At 67.9% G+C, this 1,026-nt stretch carries 1 protein-coding gene; it reads left to right on the top strand.

Translation table 11 applies throughout. The features are described from left to right. The first annotated feature begins 129 nt into the window (after positions 1-129). Complete coding sequence (locus ACGFIQ_RS36240) at positions 130-1,026, top strand: IS5 family transposase (protein ID WP_393250865.1); 897 nt, start codon at positions 130-132, stop codon at positions 1,024-1,026.

The raw sequence follows: 1,026 nt of genomic DNA, 5'->3' as shown, positions 1-1,026 counted from the left end.
CTAGGCGGTGTTTCGTAGGCGTCGTTGTTGGGGCGTGGCGGTGGTCGCTAATTGAAGAGGTCTCCGGTAGTTGGTTCAGCGACCAAGCTAGAACTTCACACCGGAGACCTCGTGCCGAGCGTAACGGCAGTGAGGCGACATGACCTGACCGACGTGCAGTGGGCGGTGTTGGAGCCGTTGCTGCCTGCCGGGATGGGTCATGCTCGGCCGCGCAGATGGACCATGAGACTGATCATCGACGGGATCCGGTGGCGGGTCCGGACCGGATCGCCGTGGCGCGACGTGCCTGCGGAGTACCCGCCGTGGCAGACCTTGTATCGATGGTTTCGGCGGTGGCAGCGTGACGGTGTCTGGGCGCGGATCCTCACCTCGTTGCAGGCCCGGGCGGACGCGGCGGGGTTGGTCGGCTGGACGGTGAGCGTGGACTCGACCATCAGCCGCGCCCACCAGCACGCGGCGGGAGCCCGCCGCGACGGCCAGGCGCAGAAGGAGCCTCCTGGTGGTGTGCAGGCCGAGCCGGCCGATCACGGGCTCGGCCGATCGAGGGGCGGCTGGACCACCAAGACCCATCTGGCCTGCGAGCAGGGCCGCAAACTGATGGCCCTGGTGGTGACCGCCGGACAGCGCGGTGACAGCCCACAGTTCATCCCCGTGCTGGCCAAGGTCCGTATCCCCAGAGCCGGTGGTGGCCGGCCACGCACCCGCCCCGACACCGTGCTGGCCGACAAGGCGTACACGTCCAAGGCCAACCGCGCCCACCTGCGATCCCGGGGCATCCGCGCGTGCATCCCGAGCAAGGCTGACCAGGACGCGCACCGCAAGGCCAAAGGATCCCAAGGCGGACGTCCGCCCGCCTTCGACCCCGACGTCTACCGCCTGCGTCACGCCGTGGAGTGCGGCATCAACCAGCTCAAACAACACCGCGCCATGGCCACCAGATACGACAAACTCGCCGTGCGCTACGAAGCCACCCTCACCATCGCCGCCATCAACCAATGGCTTCGTGCCCTACGAAACACGGCCTAG

Source organism: Micromonospora sp. NPDC048898 (genome assembly GCF_043198035.1).
GTDB lineage: Bacteria > Actinomycetota > Actinomycetes > Mycobacteriales > Micromonosporaceae > Micromonospora.
This window is presented reverse-complemented; position numbering and strand designations above follow the sequence as displayed.